Origin of the sequence: Streptomyces angustmyceticus (genome assembly GCF_040701845.1) — a bacterium.
Taxonomy (GTDB): Bacteria; Actinomycetota; Actinomycetes; order Streptomycetales; family Streptomycetaceae; genus Streptomyces; species Streptomyces angustmyceticus_A.
Window position 1 is genome coordinate 211,615 of sequence record NZ_JBFBHQ010000002.1, and the last position, 14,363, is coordinate 225,977.

14 protein-coding genes are annotated in these 14,363 nt (G+C 72.3%); 11 read left to right on the forward strand and 3 right to left on the reverse strand.

Annotation, left to right across the window (positions count from 1 at the left end; genetic code table 11):
• Positions 1 to 245 precede the first annotated feature (245 nt).
• The 5 genes from AB0411_RS04855 (at position 246) to AB0411_RS04875 (ending at position 5,258) form a co-directional block, all read left to right on the forward strand.
• Positions 246 to 1,703: an amidase gene (locus tag AB0411_RS04855; protein WP_437041308.1), complete on the forward strand. Its 1,458-nt coding sequence runs from the start codon at positions 246 to 248 to the stop codon at positions 1,701 to 1,703.
• 267 nt (positions 1,704 to 1,970) lie between these two features.
• Complete coding sequence (locus AB0411_RS04860; protein ID WP_366415799.1) at positions 1,971 to 2,135, forward strand: hypothetical protein; 165 nt, start codon at positions 1,971 to 1,973, stop codon at positions 2,133 to 2,135.
• A 28-nt stretch (positions 2,136 to 2,163) separates the two neighbouring features.
• A complete protein-coding gene (locus tag AB0411_RS04865) occupies positions 2,164 to 2,319 on the forward strand; it encodes a hypothetical protein (RefSeq protein WP_366415800.1) in 156 nt (51 codons plus the stop codon).
• Between the two features lie 125 nt (positions 2,320 to 2,444).
• A complete protein-coding gene (locus AB0411_RS04870; protein ID WP_366415801.1) occupies positions 2,445 to 3,206 on the forward strand; it encodes a dienelactone hydrolase family protein in 762 nt (253 codons plus the stop codon).
• 174 nt (positions 3,207 to 3,380) lie between these two features.
• A complete protein-coding gene (locus AB0411_RS04875; RefSeq protein ID WP_366415802.1) occupies positions 3,381 to 5,258 on the forward strand; it encodes a WD40 repeat domain-containing protein in 1,878 nt (625 codons plus the stop codon).
• Between the two features lie 6 nt (positions 5,259 to 5,264).
• Here the strand turns inward: AB0411_RS04875 and AB0411_RS04880 are convergent, their stop codons facing one another.
• Together AB0411_RS04880 and AB0411_RS04885 are read right to left on the reverse strand one after the other, a co-directional pair.
• Positions 5,265 to 6,053 carry a class I SAM-dependent methyltransferase gene (locus AB0411_RS04880; RefSeq protein ID WP_366415803.1) on the reverse strand — a complete coding sequence of 263 codons (789 nt, stop codon included), beginning with the start codon at positions 6,051 to 6,053 and terminating at the stop codon, positions 5,265 to 5,267.
• Positions 6,054 to 6,172: 119 nt separating this feature from the next.
• Entirely contained in the window at positions 6,173 to 6,664 is a 492-nt protein-coding gene (locus AB0411_RS04885) for a hypothetical protein (protein WP_366415804.1), read from the reverse strand.
• A 707-nt stretch (positions 6,665 to 7,371) separates the two neighbouring features.
• Here AB0411_RS04885 and AB0411_RS04890 point away from each other — a divergent pair.
• The 5 genes from AB0411_RS04890 (at position 7,372) to AB0411_RS04910 (ending at position 12,768) form a co-directional block, all read left to right on the forward strand.
• The gene (locus tag AB0411_RS04890) at positions 7,372 to 8,442 is read left to right on the forward strand and encodes an alkene reductase (RefSeq protein WP_366415805.1); all 1,071 of its coding nucleotides are present in this window, start codon (positions 7,372 to 7,374) and stop codon (positions 8,440 to 8,442) included.
• Between the two features lie 41 nt (positions 8,443 to 8,483).
• The gene (locus AB0411_RS04895; protein WP_366415806.1) at positions 8,484 to 9,389 is read left to right on the forward strand and encodes an NADP-dependent oxidoreductase; all 906 of its coding nucleotides are present in this window, start codon (positions 8,484 to 8,486) and stop codon (positions 9,387 to 9,389) included.
• A 131-nt stretch (positions 9,390 to 9,520) separates the two neighbouring features.
• Positions 9,521 to 9,847: a winged helix-turn-helix transcriptional regulator gene (locus tag AB0411_RS04900; protein ID WP_366415807.1), complete on the forward strand. Its 327-nt coding sequence runs from the start codon at positions 9,521 to 9,523 to the stop codon at positions 9,845 to 9,847.
• A gap of 42 nt (positions 9,848 to 9,889) precedes the next feature.
• Entirely contained in the window at positions 9,890 to 10,684 is a 795-nt protein-coding gene (locus AB0411_RS04905; RefSeq protein ID WP_366415808.1) for an alpha/beta fold hydrolase, read from the forward strand.
• Positions 10,685 to 10,926: 242 nt separating this feature from the next.
• Positions 10,927 to 12,768 (forward strand): LuxR C-terminal-related transcriptional regulator, encoded by a 1,842-nt coding sequence (locus AB0411_RS04910; protein WP_366415809.1) that lies wholly within the window; start codon positions 10,927 to 10,929, stop codon positions 12,766 to 12,768.
• A gap of 183 nt (positions 12,769 to 12,951) precedes the next feature.
• Here AB0411_RS04910 and AB0411_RS04915 read toward each other — a convergent pair whose 3' ends face one another.
• Positions 12,952 to 13,335, reverse strand: a complete 384-nt coding sequence (locus AB0411_RS04915) for a hypothetical protein (protein ID WP_366415810.1) — start codon at positions 13,333 to 13,335, stop codon at positions 12,952 to 12,954.
• Positions 13,336 to 13,809: 474 nt separating this feature from the next.
• Between AB0411_RS04915 and AB0411_RS04920 the strand changes: the two genes are divergently transcribed.
• Positions 13,810 to 14,355: an ATP-binding protein gene (locus AB0411_RS04920; RefSeq protein WP_366415811.1), complete on the forward strand. Its 546-nt coding sequence runs from the start codon at positions 13,810 to 13,812 to the stop codon at positions 14,353 to 14,355.
• The last annotated feature ends 8 nt before the right edge of the window (positions 14,356 to 14,363 follow it).

A 14,363-nucleotide genomic window follows, 5' to 3' on the forward strand; every position in this document is an offset into this window, starting at 1 on the left:
AAGGCCGATCGCGCCACGTGGGTGCGCGCCCGTCGCGTCGGCGACTGTCCTGCCTTGCTCCGCCTCGTACCAATGCACTTGCATCACTTCCCGAAATAGGATGTGATGCAAGCGCATCGAAACGAACGGGGCATGGAGCGAGCGGCGCCGATGCCGGCTCATGCCATGCCCGGTGAGGGCCAGTTGAGCGCACGTCATGGGACGCCATCGGCCGTCACGACACAGCGAGGGGAAAGGGGGCAGGGGTGCACGCTCACCACGAGGCTTCGAGCGAGCGGCCCGGCGACGCGATGAACACGGACCTGTGGAAGCTGAACGCAACGGAGTTGGGCGCGGCCGTAGCCCGGGGCGAGGTCCCGGCGGTCCAGGTGGTGGAGAGCCATCTGGCGCGCATCGCGGCGGTGAACCCGGCCGTGAACGCCGTCACCCAGCTCATGGCGGACGGCGCCCGCGAAGCCGCGCGCACGACCGACCGGCGCCGGGCGGCGGGGGAGCAGCTCGGCCCGCTGGCCGGAGTGCCCTTCACCGTCAAGGAGAACATCCACGTCGCGGGGTGGGCGACCACCCACGGCGTACGGGCGTTCCGCGACCAGGTGGCCGAGGCCGACTCCCCGCCGGTGCGCCGGCTCCGCGCGGCGGGAGCGATCCCGATCGGGCACTCCAACATGCCGGACCTGGCACTCTCCTCGGAGCCGGAGAGCCAGCTCTTCGGCGTGACGTACAACCCCTGGGACCGGACGCGATCCCCGGGCGGTTCCAGCACCGGCGACGGGGTGGCGGTGGCGGTCGGCATGGCGGCGCTCGGCCTCGGCAACGACGCGGGCGGCTCGGTGCGCCTGCCGGCGGCCTTCAACGGGGTGGCCGGGCTGAAGCCGAGCCACGGCCGCTTCGCCGCCGACCACCGCATCATGGGCCAGGAGCCGATGCTGGCCTCCCAACTCATCCCCGTCGACGGCCCGATCGCCCGCTCGGTCGCCGACCTGCGCGCGGCCTACGAGGCGCTGGCGGGCGCCGACCCGGCGGACCCGCGAGCCGTCCCGGTACCCGCATACGGCCCCCGCTCCACCGGACCTATCCGGGTCGGCGTCGTGGCCGACCCGGCCGGAGCCGGTGTCCACCCCGAGATCCGCGCCGCCCTCGACCAGGCGGCCGCCGTACTGGAGCAGGCGGGTTATGTGGTGGAGGAGGTACGGATCCCCCGGTTCGCCGAGAGCCTGGAGTGCTACGGCAAGCTCATCATGACCGAGTTCGGCGTGAACTGGCCCCGCGTCAGGCAGCTGCTCACCGAGAAGGGCGCCCAGCACATCGACCTCTTCATGGACCGCACCCCGCACACCGACCTCGCCGAGTTCCTCCGGCAGACCGGCGTCCGGCTCGGCATCCAGCGCGCCTGGGCCCAACTCCTGGACACCCACCCGCTGCTCCTCGGCCCCACCAGCACCCAGCCCGTCCCCGGCACCGACGTGCTCCCCGACGGCACCGACACCGAGAGCCACGCCCGGCTGATGCTGCCGGGAGCCCTGTGCACGGTGACCTCCCTCGTCGGCGTGCCCGCCGTGAGCGTGCCCGTCGGTTTCGCCGACGGCATGCCCCAGAGCGTCCAGCTCATCGGCCAGATGTACCGCGAGGACCGGTGCCTGCGGGCCGCCGAGGAGCTCGAGCGCCACTTCGGCGTCCTGGCCCCCCTCGACCCACGCCCGTAACCGCGCCGCGCACCGGTGGCCGGCCCTGACGACGGGGCAGGACCGGCCACCGGGGCCGACCGGGCCGCCCCGGTGATGTGACCGGGGCAACGGCCCCAGCCACCGGCTCGGAACCGTGACGTGGCCCCCGTGCTGCTCACCGGCCCCCGAGACCAGCGGTGAAGTCCGCCAGCGCCGCCGCGACTTCGGCGGGAGTCTCCCTACGCGAACGGCGCCGATACCGGGTGCACGGCCACCGCCGTCGAGAGCGCCAACCGCTCCGCCGTGATGACCGCGGCACACTGCGTGCGCCGGGGCTCCTCTCCCGGCACCACCCACATCCTGATGGTGTTCGTCCCCGGCTACAGCAAGGGCAAGATGCCTTACGGCGCCTTCGCGGTACGCCGTGACCCCGCGCAGCTGGGAGACGGGTCTCCCGCCGACGACCTGTGATGGCGTGGTACGTGCGGCGGCACCGGTCGTGCTCACCGCCCTGTGTCTGCACGGGGGCAAGTCCGGCTGGGTGGTACTCGGCGTCGTCCTCGCCCTCTGCGGCCTCGCCACCCGCCCGCTCACCCGCTGGGCCCTGCGCACACGGACCTTTCCCGCGCCGGAAGCAGCCCTCCCCGTCGGCTGACGCATCCCTCGTTGCGTCAGGCCCCCTGCCACGCCCCCGTCACTCCCGCACGCCTCAACCGAGCCTCAGCGCACACCCGTCACTTCCCGAGCCGCTTCGCCGCCGAGGCGCGCCGGGCGAACACCGTGTCCTCCTTCCGCCGCCTGATCGCCGGTTACCGCTTCACCTCTGAGACGTCGTCCGGTAGCGCCTGCGAAAAGATCTTCATCCTCGATGGCGTGCCCGGTGTGCTGTGGACGCCGGAAGGCGCCGCCGGTACTCGGCCCCTCATCCTGATGGGACACGGCGGCGGCCAGCACAAAAAGGCCCCCGATGTCCTGGGCCGTGCCCGTCGCCTGGTGGCGGAGTGCGGGTTCGCGGTGGCGGCGGTCGACGTGCCCGGCCATGGCGACCGGCCGACGGACGAGGAGTACGACCGGCTGGCCACCGAGAACCAGGCTCGCGTGGAGGCCGGGGAGGACCCGGCTCCGTTGATAGCCGGTTTCCCGGCGCTGGTGGCTCGCCAGACCGTCCCGGAGTGGCAGGCGGCTTTGGACGCGCTCCAGGAACTCGAATACGTCGGTGCCGGGCCAGTGGGCTATTGGGGGGTGTCGCTGGGGTGCGGACTCGGAGTTCCGTTCGTGGCCGCCGAGCCCCGGGTCCGCGCGGCGGTACTGGGCCTGGGCGGGGCGTCGGCGTCAGCGGACGCCGCCGCGCGGATCACCGTCCCGGTGGAGTTCCTGGTGCAGTGGGACGACGAGCGGGTGCCGCGGGCCCAGAGCCTGATGCTGTTCGACGCCTTGGCCTCAGCCGAGAAGACCCTGCACGCCAATCCCGGCAAGCACGGGGAGATTCCGGCCTTCGAAGGGGACAGCACGCTACGTTTCTTCACCCGGCACCTCGGCTGACGGCGTCGCCTGCGGTCCCGACGCGCCGATCGGGATGCGTTCCCGGTCGGCGCGTGCATCGCACGCTGGTGGGCCGGTCCGCAGAGTCCAGGTTCCGGAGATCGAGCGGAACCGCAAGACGACCAGGAGGGCACGGCAACCCGGTTGTCAGTGGCCGGAGTTACGGTCCACAGCATGGACGTACGAGGGAAGACGATCGTGCTCGTCGGCCGCTTCGACGGCTTGCGCCAGGACGAGGCGCAGCGGCGGCTGGAGGAGCTGGGTGCCCGGGTGACGGGTTCGGTGACCAGCCGGACGGATCTGGTGTTCGTGGACAGCCTCCACTACAACGAGGGAAGGAAGCTCCAGGAGGCACGGAGACGCAGCATCCCGATATTCGACGACCAGGCGCTACGGGACGTGCTCGCCGATGAGGATGTCGACCATGACGGGGCTCGGGCCGGTGCGCTGTCGGATCTGGCGGACCTGCGGGCGCGGCTGCTGAAGCTGGAGCGCGAGCAGGGCATCACCGAGGACCACCGCGCCGCCACGCGGGAGGTCCGCGAGAAGGAGGGCGCACTCCTCCGCCACCCGCACAGCCATCAGGCCGAGATCAACGACTACGCGCTCAGCCCCTGCGGCCGCTATCTGGCCACCGGCACCCTGACCGGCGACGGCTACGGCGGCACCTTGCAGATCTGGGAAGTGCTCACCGGGCGCTGCGTCAATGTCACCGGTATCGAGGGCGGCGTCGGACGGCCCGGCTACGAGCGCAGCATCCAGTGGTCGGCCGACAGCCGACGCATCGGCCTCGCGTACAACACCGACCGCATCGGCGTCTTCGACCCGTTCAGCCCCTTCCTCGGTTCCGTCACCCTCGCCGAGTGTCTGATCACGGACGGCGCGACCCGGCCGGTGGCTTGGGCGCTGGCGCCCGACGGGAGACGGGTCTTCGTGAATTCCGGGACCCCCGGCGAGGTGGGCGGCTGCATCGTCCCCCTGGACAGCGGCGAGTTGCACTGGACGACCCGTGACGCTCCGCCCGCGCACCCGTACCTGCTGGCCGGCAGGCTCCGGGAGGATCTGCGGACCGCGCAGAGGGACGCGCACCGCGAGGTCACGCTGCGGGCCGACGGCTGGGTCCGCTGGTCACGGGACGGCACCCGGTTGCAGGCGCAGGGTGCGAGCAGGGGCCACGCGGAGGCATTCGTCGTCGATGTCTCGTCCGGGCAGGTGAGCTGGCTGGCCGGGGTCGGCGCGCTCGCCGCGTGGAGCCCGGACGACCGGCTGCTGGTGCACGTCGACGAGGGGCTGCACTTCCTCGACGCGGTGACCGGCAAGCCGACCGGGGCGGGGACCGGGCACAGCGGCGTCTCGGCGCTGCAATGGGGCATGCGGGGCGAGGTGCCGCGGCTGGCGGCCATGGTGGCCGGGTCCAATGCCTCCGGGGCCCGGCCAGGGGTCCTCATCTATGACGAGGACCGTTTCCGCTACCGCCTCGACGTCACGCCGGTGGAAGAGGGCATGGTCTACGCCGATTCCTGGGCCTGGGCCCCGTCCGGCGACGCGGGAGCCTGGCTCACGGCCGACGGGCGGGTGGAGGTGTGGTCCCTGGAGGGGGACGAGCCGCAGCGGCTGCGCACCGTGGAGGTCCCGCCCGAGACCGGTGTGCTGCTGTGGGGCGCCGACGATGTCCTGGTCGCGATGAGCCCCACCACCCTGCGGTTCCTCCGGGCCGGGTCGGGGGAGACCGTCGGCGACTTCACCTGCTTCCACCACCCACGGGTACCGAAGCCGTTGGGCGACAACTACTGGTTCTTTGAGAGGAAGCACTTCGCGCCGGATGACGGGACATGGTGCGCGGTGTTCGAGGAAGGAGTGGTGATCGCTCCGGACGGCCGGGGGAGGGAGTCATGGGACGAGGTTCTCGCCTGGACGGTGGACGAGCGTCTGGCCTGGCCGGTGCGCTGGGGTGAACTCGACGTCGTACCGGACGCCCGGAGCGCGGGAAGAGCTCTCGGGGACGCACCGGACGGCCAGTGGCTGCGTGATTACTGGGACTCGATCCGGTGAGCTGAGTCAGAGTGCCGGTGGCAGTGGGGCGGAGCCCGCATCCGACGGCGGTACCTCGGCGACGAAGAACAGGAAGCTGACTTTGGTCGAAAGGTCATCGAACTCGTCGGGGAACAGCTCACGCGCGGCCGGGTCGGGCTGTGGCTCGCTGAGGACGGCAGGGCGGAAGCCGGCGCTGGTGAAGGCATCGGTCATCGCGTGCAACGGCCTGCGCCAGAACGTCATCGGGAAGAACTGTCCGTGGAACGCCCAGTCGTAGGTATAGCTGGTGGTCGCGAAGTAGTCGGGCCGCGGGTCCTGGAGCGCGTAGGACACGAAAGGGTGCTCCACCGACGCGATCAGCCGGCCGCCCGGCCTGAGCACGCGCCGCATCTCGGCCAGCGTCGGCCCCCAGTCCTCCAGGTAGTGCAGGACCAGCGATGCGACCACGTCGTCGAACGCACCGTCGGCGAACGGCAGACGGTCGCTCAGGTCGCCCCTGTGCAGGGCCGCGTCCTCACCCAGCCGCCGCCTGGCCAGTGCCAGCATCCCGGCGCTGGCGTCGATGCCGGTGACGACGGCACCGCGGTCGCGCAGGGCAGCGGACAGGGGGCCCGATCCGCATCCGGCGTCCAGGATGCGGTGGCCGGTCACGTCGCCGGCGAGGTCCAACATCGCGGGCCGCGCGTAGTGCCCGTTCAGGAGGTTGTTCTCGGTGTCCGCCGAGTACGCCTCGGCGAAGCTGTCGTAGTCGTTCGACCGGGCCGGACCTGCCGGCCGGTCTAAGCTCCCGGGCACGTTGATTGCGGGTTCCATGGCCGCAGCCCAGTGGGCACACGGCCGGCCGGCTGGAACCTCATGGTGCCCTCCGTGGATCGCCGTTGCGGCTTTCCGGCGTCGAGGAATCGCGCGTGCGGGATGTACCGGTGGGCATCTCAGCGCCTCGCCCGCCCCTTCCTCCCGCGGCTGTTAGCGGCGGCGTCGTTCCGGAGGTGCGGACAGTCCAGGCCGGCACGGTTGTTGGGCAGGCGCATGCGATGGGCCAGGTCGCGCGTCATGCGCTGGGGGAGGGAGCAGCGCCAGGTGATATCGGGGTAGCAGGCTCGCAGGTGGGAAACCGCACGCGTGCCCAGGCCGCTGTCCTGCAAAGGCGTGGAGACGTGGACCTGGGTGATCACCCCGCTCGCGCAGTGATCACACACTTCGTAGGTGACTTCCCCCACGACGCGGCGGACGTATACCAGCAGCAGACTCTGCGCCTGCTCACTCGCCGGCGCCGGGGAGTGGAAGATCACCACGTCCCGGTAGGCGAGCAGCCTGCGGTGGAGCTTGCCCCGTCGGCGGCCCAGGCGGGTGTGCCGTGGTCGCCGCCGACTATGGATGCCCCGTAGCAGCGCTCCCGGCTTGAAGTGACGTGTAGCGGCCATACGCGGCGCCTACCCGAGCCGAAAGCGGACAATCCCCCGGGACCGCCCCTTCGCCGTCGGCCCCTGCGGCCCTCGCGCAGATCCCGTGGCCCGAGGAGCTGGGCGGCGCCGGCTCGCGCCGAGGCGGTACGGGTGCGCACGGAACAGGTAGTCGTACGCGTATTTCTCCCCTGCCCAGGACCGCAGGCGGCGGAGAGAGTGAGGGGGACTGCTGCTTCCGGTCCCTGCTTCTGCGACTGCCGGGAGCGGGGCACAGGGGTCGTCGCGTGGACGGCTCGGGTGAGACGGCGGATCGCGTAAGCGCCTATGGAGGTACGGGGAATTGTCCCGCGGACATGCGGTGCCGGCGGGCCAGGCGGAAGATCGCGCGGCTGATCGGGCCGCTGCCGGCCGCCGCCGGTACCGGGACGGTGGCCTCGCGTCCCGGTACCGGGAGACCTCATCGGGCCTCCGGTGTGGGCTGCTCCTCCTTTCTCGTTTGCCTGCCTGGACAACCAAAGTCGCGTCGTGGTGGTGCTTCCTCGTGGGGCTTTCCTGGCTCCGGCTGGAAAAGAGCCAGTTGGCAGGTGTGGCGTGCTTCACGGCAGGCCTCGGGAATGGCTTCAGGTGATCTACTTGTTCGGACAAGTGATTTACTTGTTCGAGCAGGCAATCGTCGCCGGCGGAGTGCCTGAGCCGTAGAGCGTCACGTTCCAGAGGAAGAGACCATGACCACTGCTTTCGATCCGATCGTCCTGGGCGGCAAGCGCCTGACCAGCCGCGTCGTGATGGCTCCGATGACCCGTAGCCGTGCGTTCGGGCCCGGCGCCGAGCCGACGGAGCTGATGGCGACCTATTACGCGCAGCGCGCCAGTGCAGGGCTGCTCGTCACCGAGGGCATCCAGCCCTCGCCGGTCGGCCAGGGCTACCCCGACACCCCCGGCCTGCACACGTCCGGGCAGGTCCAGGCGTGGCGGACGGTGACCGACGCCGTGCACCGCGAAGGCGGTGCGATCTTCGCCCAGCTGATGCACACCGGCCGGATCGGCCACCCCGTCCTGCTGCCCGAGGGCCTGGTGCCGGTCGCGCCGTCGCCGGTGGCCGCCAAGGGCCAGGTGTACACCCACCAGGGACCGAAAAAGTTCGTGACGCCGCAGGAGCTGACCGGGGCCGAGATCCGGCAGACCGTCGCCGACTTCGCCGACGCGGCCCGCAACGCGATCGAGGCCGGCTTCGACGGCGTGGAACTCCACGGCGCCAACGGCTACCTGATCCACCAGTTCCTCGCGCCCAACACCAACCGGCGCACCGATGCCTGGGGCGGCGACACCGAGGGCCGGATCCGGTTCGCGGTGGAGGTCGTCACCGCCGTGGCCGAGGCGATCGGCGGCCACCGGGTGGGCCTGCGGATCTCGCCCGGGAACGTCTACAACGACATCGCCGAGGACGACCCGACCGAGGTCTACGCGGCGCTGCTGGACCGGCTCGCCGCCCTGGACCTGGCCTATCTGCACCTGATGGAGGGCCCGGACCGCTCCCTGACCGCCCGGCTGCGCAAGGCCTGGCCCGGCACGTTCGTCCTCAACCCGTTCACCTACCCGGACGCCACCGGTCCGGACGCGCTGGAGCTGGTCGAGGACGGCAGCGCGGACATGGTCGCCTACGGGGCGCTGTTCCTGGCCAACCCCGACCTCCCGGCCCGCCTGGCCGCCGGGGGTCCGTTCAACACCCCGGACAAGGCCACCTTCTACGGCGGCGACCACCGCGGCTACACCGACTACCCCACCCTCACCGCCTGACCGGAACCCCTCACCGGTTCCCCACCCCTACGGGAGTTCTGATGTCCCAAGCGATCACCTTTTCCGCCTACGGTGCCCCCGACGTGCTGCAGCTGTCAGCGGTCGCCACGCCGGAGCCGGGCCCGGGCCAGGTCCGGATCCGGGTGCGGGCGGCCTCCGTGAACCCCCTCGACATGAAGATCCGGTCCGGCCTGATGGCCGGCAAGGTCCCCGCGCACTTCCCCGTGATCCCCGGCCTGGACGCGGCCGGTGTCGTCGACGCGGTCGGCGAGGGGGCCGAGGCGGCCGTCGGGGACGAGGTCCTCGGTGCCACGGTCGGCGGCAGCTACGGCGAGTACGCCCTGCTCGACCGGGCGGTGGCCAAGCCCGCGGCGCTGTCCTGGGAGGTCGCCGCCTCCCTGGTCACGGTCGGCCAGACCGCGCTCCGTGTCCTCGGGCAGTTGAGTGTCCGAGCGGGGCAGACCCTGCTGATCCACGGTGCCGCCGGCAGCGTGGGCGTCATCGCGGTGCAGCTTGCCGTGGCCCGCGGCATCACCGTCGTCGGAACCGTCGGCGCACACGACGCCGAACGCCTCACCGCGCTCGGAGCCACCGCCGTCCGCTACGGCGACGGCTGGACGGAGCGGGTGCGGGCCGCTGCTCCCCAGGGAGTCGACTACGTCCTCGACGTCTCCGGTGCCGGCGTGCTCGCCGACTCGGTCGCGCTGACCGGTGACAGCGCACACGTGATCACCATCGCCGACATGTCCGCCGCGCAGCACGGCGTCCGGTTCAGCGCGGGCACCGCCGACCAGGCCGCGGAATCCCTGCCGGAGCTGGTGCGGAAGGCAGCCGACGGCACGCTCACGGTGCCGATCTGGCGCACCTACCCCCTGGCGGAAGCGGCGCGTGCCCACACCGACCTGGAAGCCCGCCACAACCGTGGCAAGGCCGTACTCCTGCCCTGATTCCCGGCTCCGCCGCCTCGTGCCGCCGGGGGAGCGGGGCGGCTCCTGGGGCCGCAAGCCGGCACCCCCCGGCCGGCCGCGGCCCACCGACCGCACACCGCACCACCAGTGAGGACAAGGACCGAGAACCGATGGCAGCCCGCACCACCCTCGCGCCGCTGACCGCCGATGCGGACCTCACCGCCGCGTTCGAGGTCCTCGGCCAGAAGTGGAACGGCATCATCCTCCACACCCTGGCCACCCGCCCCGCCCGGTTCGGCGAACTGTGCACCGCCATCGACCGCATCAGCGTGAAGATGCTCGCCGGCCGGCTGCGCGTACTCCTCGACGCCGGTCTCGTCACCCACGACCGGCTCCCGCCCGGGCCCGCCACCTACACCCTCACCACCGACGGCCGGGCGCTGCTGCCCGCACTGGAGCGGATCCGCTCCTGGTCGCAGCGCAGAAGAACCACGTAACCCCCGTAACTCCTCGTTACTCCACGAAGATGGGAACGCACCATGTCAGCACGCACCCTGCCCGAAGCGACCTTCTCCCGCACCGTCCTGGGGTCCGGTCCCGGCCTCGTCCTGGCCCACGGCGCCGGCAGCAGCGTCGGCAACACCTACGGCCCGATCCTGGAAGGCCTGGCCGCGCGCCACACCGTGGTCGCCGTCGACTACCCCGGCAGCGGCGAGACCCCTCGCTCCACCACCCCGCTCGACACCGACGAGATGGCCGACCAGCTCGTCGCCGCCGCCGTCGCCGAAGGCCTGGAGACCTTCGCCCTGCACGGCTACTCCCTCGGCGGCCCGATCGCCATCCGCGCGGCCGCCCGCCACCCCGAGCGCGTCACCGCCCTCGTCCTGAGCGCCACCATGGCCCACCCCAACAACCAGCAGGCCCTGACCATCAGGGTGTGGGGCAAGCTCGCCGCCACCGGTGACCGCCGCCTGGTGAGCGAGTTCCTCTTCCCGCACGCCCTCAGCCCCCAGGCCATCGAGGCCATGCCTGCGGAGCAGATGGAGGAGGCCATCGCCTACGCCGCCGCCGAAGTCGCCGACGGCACCGTCGAGCAGGCCGACCTCGCCGGCCGGATCGACGTCCGCGCCGACCTCGCCGCCATACGCGTCCCCACCCTGGTCATCTCCACCACCGCCGACCACCTGGCACCGCCCGCCCTGCACCGTCACCTCGCCGACACCATCCCCGGCGCCGAGCTCGTGGAGATCCCCACCGGCCACCTGCCCATGGTGGAACGCCCCGAGGAATGGCAGAGGCTCATCACCGACTTCCTCGGCCGGCACGGCGCCTGAGACGCACCGCTGGTTGGGGTGGCCACGCCGCGGGCGAGGCCACCCCACCAGCGGTGACAGGCACGCCTGGACGCCGCGACGGCCGCCGTCCCGTCTCCGGGCTCGGGAGAGTCCGCATCCTGGACCGTGCTGCCCGGCGTGGCCGGGACTGGTTCGCTGTGAACGCGCCCCGGCCCGCCGCCACACGCCGCGGCGCAGTCGGGGAGTGCCGGCGAACGCACCTCGCCGCTCGGGGCCGTCGCGTGGCTCGCGCCCGACGCGGACGCCCGCCCGTCCGAGGGGGACCCAAGGGGGAAGCCATCAACACGTCCCGTACGCGCAACGCATCAGACGCGCACTACCGGACCGCCCGGCTGCTCCACGACCGGGACGGCCCGCTGGAAGAGGTCGCCGGGCAGCTGCTCGCCACCGAGCCCGGCAGCAGGGACTGGGTGGTCGGCGCGTTGCGTGCCGCCGCCCGCCTGGCTGCGGCCCGCGGTGACTCCGAGAGGACTGTGGCCTACTTGCGGCGTGCGCTGCGCGAACCCCCTTCGTCCGGGCAGGAGATCCTGCTGGCCGAACTCGGCCGCGCCGAGGCGCCGGCGCACCCGGCAGCCGCGGTCCGCCACTTGTCCGCGTCGCTGGACGCGCTCACCACCGTCCCGGCACGGCTGGAGGTGGTGCCGGTCCTGGCCGACGCCCTGGAGCGGTGCCGGCGCGGCTGCCAGGCAGCCGAACTCCTCGACCGCGAGGCCCGATTGCTGACGGCGGACGACCGGGCACCCGACGACGCGGCGTTCGGCATGCGTCTGCAGCGTGTGCTGATCGAGCTGGCGGACGTGAACAAGCGGCCGTGGGCGGGTGGGGAGCCGGCCGGGCTGCCGTCCGGCGGCGACCGCACCCGCGAACGGGCCGCCGTGGCGGTCCAGTCGGCTCTGGCGGCAGGCCGCCCCGCCGACGCCGCCACCGTGGTCGCGTACGCCCGTGACGCGCTGGACGGCCCGCTGCCGCAGGACGACGTCATCACCCGCGCGATGGCGCTGGGCGTCCTGGCCCTGGTGTGGTGTGACCAACTGGCGGAGACCACACAGATTCTCGACCGGCTGGCCGAGCAGACGCAGTGGTGCGACGCCGCTGCCGCGCAGACGCTGATCTCGATGGGCCGGTGCGAAGTGGCCTACCGCGGCGGCAGCCTTCCTGCCGCCCTCGACGCGGGACGCCGCTGGCTCGACCTGGCCTCGGCCTCGCACGGAAACCCCATGATCCCGCTCGCCCTCGCCGGTGTGCTGCGGGTGCTGCTGGAGACGGGACGGCGCGAGGAAGCCGAGTCCCTGCTCGTCCTTGCCGAGCACGAGCGGTACGGCGACGTCTGGCAGTGGACGCACCTGCTGGAGGCACGTGCGCGCATGCGCCTGGCCGACGGCGATCACGCCGATGCCCTGGCGGACCTGCTGGAGTGCGGACGCCGCCAGACCGCCTGGCAGCAGGACAACCCCGCGATCCTTCCGTGGAGGTCGCTCGCCGCCCTCGCGCACCGCGCCCTGGGCCGTGCCGACCGGGCCGCGCGCCTGGCGCACCAGGAACTGGAGCAGGCCGAGGCCTGGGGCGCCCCTCGTACGCTCGGCATCAGCCTGCGCACCGTCGCCGTGACCGTGCGCGGCCGCGAGGGCCTGAAGCAGGTGGAGACCTCCGTCGGCCTGCTGGAGGAGGCCGGAGCCAGGGTCGAACAGGCCCGGTCGCTCGTCGAGTACGGCACCTTGCGTTTCGAGGCCGGGCATGTCCGGCTGGGCCGGGAGACGGCTCGTCGCGGGCTGGACCTCGCCCGGCAGTGCGGGGCCGTCGGCCTCGCCGACCTGGCCCGCGAGCGCCTCCGGGCGTTCGGCGCGCGGCCGCGCAGAACGCACATGGTCGGGATATCGGCATTGACCGACCGTGAACGCCGCGTCGCGGTGCTCGCGGCCCGCGGGCTGACCAACCGGGAGATCGCCGACACCCTGTTCATCACGCAACGGACCGTGGAGAACCACTTGACCAGTGGCTTCCGGAAACTCGGCATCACCGGCAGACGCGAGTTGGCGCCCTTGCTCGACGACGAACCGTCGTGACGTGAACGGCACATCTCCGCGTGCGCTCCCCCTCGGTGGGCGCACTCGGTGGGCGAAGCCGCGGCACACCGGTCCCGGCCGTCAGGGAGCTGCGGCCGGGCGGCGGGGCCGGTGCTCCGGAACACGGACCCACCGCCGCCCGGCCCCGCGGAGGCGCCCCCGCGTGCCGCGGTGCGCTCCCGGCTACCCGGCCCGTCGCAGTCCCGCGTACTGCATCGAGCCGAACACCACCACGGCGATACCGATGAAGCCCGCGTAGCCGCCACCGAGAAGGGTGAGCGGGAACCACGACGCTCCGGCGACGAGTACGGCCGCGCAGCCCACCGCCCACACGGCGTTGAGCACGACGGCTGCGACGGCGATCGGCCGCATGACGGCCGGATGCGTGGCCGCGTACCAGAGGGCGGCGGCGTAGACCGCGAGGAACGCACCCTGGGTCCAGTGCAGCCACACCGGCAGGCCCAGCAGCGAGTCCAGCGTCCTGGCTGCCAGCAGACTGAGGGCCGCGACGAGTCCGGACACCGTGCCGTCCAGCTTCAGGGAGAAGCGCAACAGAGCATCGTCCAAGGCCGATCCCCGCACGCTGGGACGGCCGGCTCGCAGGCCGCCTAGTTCATTCACCATCGAGTCCTCTTCTCGTATCCGGGTTGTCGCCTTCGGGCGGCCCTGCGCTCCTCACCTCGGCGGCCGGCTCGCGGGCGTCGGGGCACCCGTCGTCGCGCCGGGGTAGGGCGGCGGCGGGTGAAGGAGGAGGGCCTGTCCTCACGAGAGACAAGGCTGCCGAGCCGGACGCCGTCGTGGATCACGGGGTTTCCGTGAGAATGCGACCCACTCCCGTCTGCTGTACAGCGGACCTCGGAGAGCGCCGGCTGAGGGGCAGCAGGTGTGCACCCGACGGGGCGGTGGCGGTGCGTGACCGCGGTGGGCGAGCAGGTACTGATGGCGTAGCAGTTTGCGTAGTTTCCGCCTTCTCGCCGCGCGGGAAGGCGCGCAGTGTGTGAAGCGTTCGACCACTGCGCCGTTCAACGTTTGGTAAGGGCGATGGAAACCTCGCAGCAGCTCCCACATGCGATACGACCGCCGGTGCCGGTGCCGGTGCCGGTGCCGGTGCCGGTGCCTAGCGCCGCCGGCGACGGCCGTTGCGGCAGAGAAGGGGACGCAGCCCGCATCGAGCGCGATCCCCGTTTCGTCGCTCACGCGTCGCGTCGGCTCGTGCACCGACCGGAAGCGGTCGGCCACGCTCGTCGCGTCGCCCGGTCGGTGCTCCACGCCTGGCGCATCGACGACGATGCCGCCCATTGCGTACTGCTCGTGGTGTCCGAGCTGGTCACGAACGCCGTGGAGCACGCTCGGCCGCCGCTCGCCCTGCACCTGCGCCGCGAGCACAGAGGTCCGCGGGTGTGGGTGGGAATCACCGATGGCGGCCCGTCGGCACAGGGCGGGGCCTGGACGTCGTCCTGCGCCCACGATGAACGCGGGCGCGGCCTGACCATTGTCGAAGCTCTGGCCGCCGCACACGGCGCCGACAGTCACGCGGGTGGCACTACCCACTGGGCCCGGTTGCCCGTGGCATACCGGGCCCGCTGACCACGGCC

What these genes read in the sequence shown, in the direction of transcription:
- AB0411_RS04860 (WP_366415799.1), top strand. Translation starts at nt 1,971, where the DNA reads ATGACCGCGGCACACTGCGTGCGCCGGGGCTCCTCTCCCGGCACCACC.
- AB0411_RS04875 (WP_366415802.1), top strand. Translation starts at nt 3,381, where the DNA reads ATGGACGTACGAGGGAAGACGATCGTGCTCGTCGGCCGCTTCGACGGC.
- AB0411_RS04880 (WP_366415803.1), bottom strand. Translation starts at nt 6,053, where the DNA reads ATGGAACCCGCAATCAACGTGCCCGGGAGCTTAGACCGGCCGGCAGGT.
- AB0411_RS04885 (WP_366415804.1), bottom strand. Translation starts at nt 6,664, where the DNA reads ATGGCCGCTACACGTCACTTCAAGCCGGGAGCGCTGCTACGGGGCATC.
- AB0411_RS04890 (WP_366415805.1), top strand. Translation starts at nt 7,372, where the DNA reads ATGACCACTGCTTTCGATCCGATCGTCCTGGGCGGCAAGCGCCTGACC.
- AB0411_RS04895 (WP_366415806.1), top strand. Translation starts at nt 8,484, where the DNA reads ATGTCCCAAGCGATCACCTTTTCCGCCTACGGTGCCCCCGACGTGCTG.
- AB0411_RS04900 (WP_366415807.1), top strand. Translation starts at nt 9,521, where the DNA reads ATGGCAGCCCGCACCACCCTCGCGCCGCTGACCGCCGATGCGGACCTC.
- AB0411_RS04905 (WP_366415808.1), top strand. Translation starts at nt 9,890, where the DNA reads ATGTCAGCACGCACCCTGCCCGAAGCGACCTTCTCCCGCACCGTCCTG.
- AB0411_RS04920 (WP_366415811.1), top strand. Translation starts at nt 13,810, where the DNA reads ATGGAAACCTCGCAGCAGCTCCCACATGCGATACGACCGCCGGTGCCG.